This window comes from Rhodococcus sp. NPDC059234, assembly GCF_042754225.1.
Taxonomy (GTDB): domain Bacteria; phylum Actinomycetota; class Actinomycetes; order Mycobacteriales; family Mycobacteriaceae; genus Rhodococcus_G.
The window spans coordinates 22,027-28,449 of the sequence record NZ_JBHZAH010000064.1 but is presented as its reverse complement, the minus strand read 5'-3'; the positions used below and the strand labels follow the sequence as shown (position 1 = coordinate 28,449).

Annotated in this window: 5 protein-coding genes; 2 read left to right on the top strand and 3 right to left on the bottom strand. The window is 69.1% G+C overall.

The features are described 5' to 3' along the window. Window positions 1-127 precede the first annotated feature (127 nt). The 3 genes from ACFXGJ_RS14925 to ACFXGJ_RS14915 all read right to left on the bottom strand — a co-directional run bounded on the left by ACFXGJ_RS14925 (window position 128) and on the right by ACFXGJ_RS14915 (window position 4,059). On the bottom strand, window positions 128-1,411 hold the full coding sequence (locus tag ACFXGJ_RS14925) for an ABC transporter substrate-binding protein (RefSeq protein WP_378621135.1): 1,284 nt from the start codon (window positions 1,409-1,411) through the stop codon (window positions 128-130). 132 nt (window positions 1,412-1,543) lie between these two features. Next, the gene (locus tag ACFXGJ_RS14920) at window positions 1,544-2,617 is read right to left on the bottom strand and encodes an ABC transporter ATP-binding protein (RefSeq protein ID WP_378621132.1); all 1,074 of its coding nucleotides are present in this window, start codon (window positions 2,615-2,617) and stop codon (window positions 1,544-1,546) included. 569 nt (window positions 2,618-3,186) lie between these two features. Then, complete coding sequence (locus tag ACFXGJ_RS14915; protein WP_378621129.1) at window positions 3,187-4,059, bottom strand: alpha/beta hydrolase; 873 nt, start codon at window positions 4,057-4,059, stop codon at window positions 3,187-3,189. 231 nt (window positions 4,060-4,290) lie between these two features. Here ACFXGJ_RS14915 and ACFXGJ_RS14910 point away from each other — a divergent pair, with 231 nt between their 5' ends. Continuing rightward, window positions 4,291-5,502 (top strand): low temperature requirement protein A, encoded by a 1,212-nt coding sequence (locus ACFXGJ_RS14910; RefSeq protein ID WP_378621126.1) that lies wholly within the window; start codon window positions 4,291-4,293, stop codon window positions 5,500-5,502. Window positions 5,503-5,523: 21 nt separating this feature from the next. Beyond that, a complete protein-coding gene (locus ACFXGJ_RS14905; protein WP_378621124.1) occupies window positions 5,524-6,351 on the top strand; it encodes a class I SAM-dependent methyltransferase in 828 nt (275 codons plus the stop codon). Window positions 6,352-6,423 lie beyond the last annotated feature (72 nt).

Sequence of the window (6,423 nt, the reverse complement as noted above, 5' to 3'; positions counted from 1 at the left end):
GGGCCGGAGTCGATCACTCCGGCCGCGACGTCCTCGTCGGCTGGCCTCGGCTCGGCAGAGTCAGCCATCGTTGTCTACCTGGTCCTCGTCTCGAATGGGTCTGCCGAACCGAACGTGCCGGCCGGTGTTACTTGGCGGCCTGCGTGATCGCCGCGGACATGTCGGCCACCGCCTGGTCGACGGTCGCCTTCCCGGTCAGCGCGGCGGTCGCGTTGTCCTGGATGGCCTTCGAGACCGCGCTGTAGTACGGGGTGACCGGACGCGGCTTGGCGTTCTCGAGGGCCGCCTTGAGGGCCGGCAGGTAGGGGTACTTCGCGACCAGCGCCGCGTCGTCGTACACCGACTTCAGCACCGGCGGGAACGAGGCGTCCGCGAACGAGACCTGGTTCTCCTGGTTCTGGATGAACGCGATGAAGTCGCGCGCGGTGGCCTTGTTCTTGGAGAAGACGTTGATGCCGTCGTTGTAGCCGCCGAGGGTGGACGCACCCGGGCCGGTCGGTCCGACGATCGGCGCGACCGCGAACTTGCCCTTCACTGCGGAGCCGTCCTTCTCGCCGTTGGCGTACATGTACGGCCAGTTGTAGGCGTACATCGACTCACCGCCGACGAAGGCGAGGTTGGTCTCCTCCTCCGTGAAACCGGTCGAGCGCTTGGCGATCTGGCCGGCCGTGTAGGCGTCGACCATGGCCTGCATCCCGGCCTTGGACTGCGGGGACTCGACCTCGGGGGTCTTGCCGTCGGGTCCGACGACCGCGCCACCCCAGGAGTTGATGAACTGGGTGGTGTTGACGGTCAGGCCCTCGTACTGCTTGAGCTGGGTGATCAGGCAGTCCTTGACGCCCTTGGCGGTGGCGACCGCGCAGCTGTCGGTCAGCGCCTTCCAGTTCGCGGGGGCGGCCGGGGCCAGGTCGGTGCGGTAGTACAGCAGCTGGGCGTTGGTGTTCTGCGGGCCGGCGTACAGCTTGTCGCGGTAGGTCGCCGTCGCCACGGTCGCGGGCAGCAGCCCGGCGGTGTCCAGCGCGAGCGAGCCCTCGAGCGGCTGCAGCCAGCCGTTCGCGGCGAACTCCGCGGTCCAGACCACGTCGAGCGCCATCACGTCGTAGTCGTTGTTGCCCGCCTGCAGCGACTGGACCAGCTTGTTGCGCTGGTCGTCGGCCTCGCCGGGCAGCTCCTTGAGCGTGACCTGCTCGTTCGGGTGGGCGGCGTTCCACTTCCCGATCACCGGCTGCAGCTTGTCGGTGTCGTTCTTGCCCATCGCGAAGGAGATCGCGCCGCGGCCGTCCAGGTTCTGGCCGACCGCCTCGTCGACGCTGCCGCCGCCGTCGCTGCTGCTCGAGCACCCGGCGAGCGCGAGCAGCGCCACGGCCGAGGCCGCCACCGCAATGCGTGAACGCGTGTTGAAGGAACGCATGGTCCACCTTTCGAAAGAGATGTCCGGCCCTCGTCGTGCGCCAGCTCCACCGGACCGAGGCATATGTCGTCGCCTACTGTGGCACGCGACGCGACCGAATCCGATCATTACCCCCGCACTGGATCGTTCAGGTCACCCCAACCGTCGTCCGTCCGCGACCGCGAAAAGATGCACCTCCGCGGGATCGACGTGCAGGTGAACCCGGTCGCCCTTCTGCGGCGGATTACGCCAGTCCGCGCGGGCGGTGACGGTGTGCCCGGCGGCCGCCACCGTCATGCGTCCGTAGATGTAGGCGTCCGAGCCGAGCTCCTCGACCACGTCCACCTCCATCTCCATCCCGCGGTCGGCGAGCTCGAGGTGCTCCGGGCGGATGCCGAGCACGACCTCCGGCCCGCCGGTGCGGGCGAGGACGGCGCGGGGCACCGGGATCAGGGTGTCGCCGAGCAGCACCCCGTCGTCGGTGACGGGCACCGTGAACAGGTTCATCGACGGCGAACCCATGAACCCGGCCACGAACACGTTCGCGGGTCGCGAGTACAGCTCGCGCGGGGACGCGCACTGCTGCAGGATGCCGTCCTTGAGCACCGCGACCCGGTCACCCATCGTCATCGCCTCGACCTGGTCGTGGGTGACGTAGACGGTGGTGGTGCCGAGCCGGCGCTGCAGCTGTGCGATCTGGGTCCGGGTCTGCACGCGCAGTTTGGCGTCGAGGTTGGACAGCGGCTCGTCCATCAGGAACACCTGCGGGCTGCGGACGATCGCCCGGCCCATGGCGACGCGCTGCCGCTGACCGCCCGAGAGCGCCTTCGGCTTGCGGTCCAGGTACTGCGAGAGGTCGAGCATCTTCGCGGTCTCCTCGACGCGGGCCCGGATCTCGTGCTTCGGCGTCTTCGCCAGCTTGAGCGCGAAGCCCATGTTCTCGGCGACCGACATGTGCGGGTAGAGCGCGTAGTTCTGGAACACCATCGCGATGTCGCGGTCCTTCGGCTCGGTCGCGGTGACGTCCCGGTCGCCGATCAGGATGCGGCCCGAGTGCACGTCCTCGAGTCCGGCCAGCATCCGCAGCGAGGTGGACTTGCCGCAGCCGGACGGTCCGACCAGGACGAGGAACTCGCCGTCCTCGATATGCAGCTCGAGCTGGTCCACCGCGGGCTTGTCCGAGCCGGGGAACAGGCAGGTGGTGGAGTCGTAGGTGACTGTCGCCATGAGTGTTCGTTCGATCCCTTCACCGGCAGGAACGTGCCGGACGATCCGAGTTGAGGGTGGTGCGCGGTCAGTATCGCAAAGCCTGCCGATGAGTTCCGCCTGCGAGGCGGCGAGGTCCTCCCCGCGCACGTTTCATACCGTTCGTCGTGTTTCGGTCTCGCCGCCAACCCCGGGCCGCCCGGCACCGATGGACTGTCGGCGGGTTCGGCCGTACAACTACTTCCCGCGGTCGACACGAACCTGCCCGACCCCACCATCGCGCCCGGACAGGTCAACGTGTTCTTCAGCGCGATGAACACCGCGATGTCCTCGCCCCAGCAGGCCGATCACCTCGAGGTCGCCCGGCTCAACCTGAGCACCATGCAATCGGGCCGGGCGCCGATGTTCCAGGAGCGGCCGGCCCGACTACGTCGTCACGCTGTCCAACACCCTCCAGACCGGAACGGGCACCGTCGTTTTCGTTGTCTTCGGCGGCGTCCTCGACAACACGAGCCGGGCGTTGCCGCCCCGCGACTTCGCGCCGGTGGTCGGGGTGGTGCAGGCATGAGCCGCACAGCGAACCCTGGTGATCAGAGGTGTTCGGAGAAGAAGGCGGTGAGCTTGTCGACGGCCGGGTCCACGAACTCCGGGACGTCGTAGAGGTCGATGTGGTTCGTGGTCGGCAGCCAGACGATCTCCTTCGGCTCACCGGCCCGGTCGTACACGGCCTGGGCGCCCTCGGGACTGCAGAACTCGTCCGTCTTGCCGTGCACCACGAGCAGCGGGGTGGGGGAGATCAGGTCCGCCGCGGCGAGGGTGTCGACCGTCATCGTCTGATATCCCGACGCGACGGTGACGCTGTTCTCCCAGTGGGGGCTGTACGAGCGGTCGGTGCCGTAGTACTCGAACGGCTCCGAGCCCATCATCGCCGCCGGCCCGCCGTCATCGGTCACCGCCTTCTGGTAGAGCGGCCGACCGTCCTCGGTCCACGCGCGATCCCAGATGTCCCGCAACGCTTCCCGGTATTCCCCGCCGCGATGGACGAAGCTTCCCGGCGCACCGGGGTACGCGCCGGCCACACACGCCAGCGCGGCCACCCGCGGGTCCTGGGCCGCCGCCTTGAGCGCGTAGCCACCGCCAAGGCACACGCCCGTCAGACCGATTCGTCGGAATCCCCTGGCGCCCAGGTGTCCGACGGCCGCGCGCAGGTCGGCCACCTTGCCCGCGGCGTCCTCGTGGTGGCGAATCGTCCCACCCGATTCGCCGTAGTTCCGATGGTCGAACGCCAGCGTGGCGAATCCGGCGCGCGCGAGGGCGTCGGCGTAGGTGCCGACGACCTGCTCCTTCACCCCGGTGAACGGGCCGGTGAACGTCACCGCCCTCGTCGCTCCGGTCGGGACGCGCAGGACGCCCACCAGGCTGGTGCCGTCCTCCGCGCGAAACTCGACACGCTCCGTCTGCATCGTGACCTCCCCACAGTTCGCCGGCCGCCGCGTCGGCGCCGTGCTGCATCATCCATGCCCGTTCCCGCACGAGCGTCGGTTGCGGCAACGATCATCGCCCATGCCAACCCCGTCGGAGCCGACACTCTTCCCGATGTCCGAAAATTCTCGCCGGATCGGAGTGCCGTTGCCGCCCAGGATGTGTGGCACCTAAGCTTCGTCGCCGTACCAGTCGGCGATGGGGGAGACCGCGTGGACCAGCCTGCACTCGACGGCACCGATTCGGTGGCCGACGATCCGGTCGAATCCCAACCCGAGCAGCGGGTCGCGTGGGCCGAGCTGTTCTTCGACCTGATCTGGGTCTTCGCGGTCACCCAGATCGCCACCGCGCTGGCGGGCGCACACGACATCGGCGAGGCGGCCCGCCTGCTGCTGCTGTTCATGCCGCTGTGGTGGGGGTGGGTGGGCGCGACGCTGCTCGCGAACCGGGCGGGCGGGCTCGTGGACCAGGCGCTGGGCAGGGTGGCGCTCTTCAGCGTCGCCGGGTGCGGGCTCCTGATGTCGGTGGCCGTGGGAGGGGCGTTCGGCGACCGTGCCCTCGTCTTCGCCGCCGGGTATGTCGTGCTCCGCCTGCTGTTGTGGGTCTTCTCCTGTCGACTTCCCGGCGGGTCCGCCGGATTCCGGTTGGAGCCCTTCGCCGTTGCGGCGTTCGCCGCCGCGCCGCTGTTCCTGCTCGGCGCCTTCCTCGACGGGCCGGCGCGGATCGCCGCGTGGACCTTGGCCGCGTTGATCGAGCTGATCGCCCCGCGGGCGCTGCCCGCGGGGCTGAACCACGTCCGTATCGAGACCGCGCACCTGCCGGAGCGGTTCGGGCTGTTCCTGATCATCGCGTTGGGCGAGACGGTGGTCGCGGTCGGCGGCCAGGCCGCGGGGATCGACCTCGACGGGCCCACCTACGCCGCCTTCGCGCTCGCGTTCGTCCTCATCGTCCTGCTGTGGTGGACGTACTTCCACTACGGCGCCCCCGCCGTCCGCCACAGCCTGGAGCACAGTCCCGAACAGGCTCGCATCGTCACCGACGTCTTCAGCTACGCCCACCTCATCTACGTCACCGCGATCATCATGATCGCCGTGGGCCTGAAGAAGCTGCTCGCCTATCCGCTGTCGGTACCGCACTCGTTCCCCGAACTGCTCCTGGCCCCTGGCGTGGCGCTGTACCTGTTCGGGTTCTGCTACGCCCGGTGGCGGATGTTCGGGGCTGCCACCGCGCAGCGGTCCGCGGCGGCCGTCGCCTGCTGCGCGATCGCGATGGCGTCGCCGCTGCTGCCGGCCGTCGCCACCGCCGCGTCGGTCCTCGCAGTCCTGCTCGCCCTGAACGGATACGAGGCCTGGATCGTCACCACCCACCGGCCGCTCCCGCTGCTCCGCCTGCCACGGATCGTGCGGCGCGAGACACAGCGCTGACGCGGCGCCTAGGGTGTGCTCGTGGGCGAAAAGTACCGAGAGATCAACAAGGCGAACTGGGACGAACGCGCACCCGCGCACGCCGTCTCGTCGGACTATGCGGTGGAGCGATTCGTCAGTGATCCCGAATTCGTCAGCGCGGTAGTCGAATTCGACCGTCCGATGCTCGGCGACATCTCGGGGCTGACAGGAGTGCATCTGCAGTGCCACATCGGCACCGACACGGTGTCGCTGGCCCGGCTCGGAGCGCGGATGACCGGGCTGGACTTCTCCGGGGCCTCGCTGGCGGAGGCCCGCAAGCTGGTCGCCCGCACCGCGGACCCGGTCGACTTCGTGGAGGCGGACGTATACGACGCCGTGACGATCCTCGGTCCGGCGTCGCAGGATCTGGTGTTCACCGGAATCGGGGCGCTGTGCTGGCTGCCGAGCATCGAGCGGTGGGCCGAGACGGTTGCGGGGCTCCTCCGACCGGGCGGCCGGCTGTTCCTGCGCGAGGCCCATCCCGTGCTGTGGGCGCTCGACGACGCCCGCTCGGATGTGCTCGCCCTGCGGTACCCCTATTTCGAGCAGGTCGAACCGCTGGTGTGGACGGACGAGGAGACGTACGTCGAGACGGAGATCCGGCTCCAGGCCAGCACAACGCACGAGTGGAACCACGGCCTCGGCGAGATCGTGACCGCACTTCTCACGGCAGGCATGGAGATCACCGCGCTCACCGAGCACGACAGCGTTCCCTGGAATGCCCTGCCCGACGCGATGGTGTGTGACGAGCGCGGGGAGTGGCGGCTCGCCGAGAACCCCGAGCGGCTCCCCGCGTCCTACACACTCTGTGCGGTCAGAGGGCGCTGATCTCCCGACCCCCGCGGAGGACTGCGGGGTCGGCCCCTCACGGACTACGGTGGGATCCGGCCTTCCTCGACG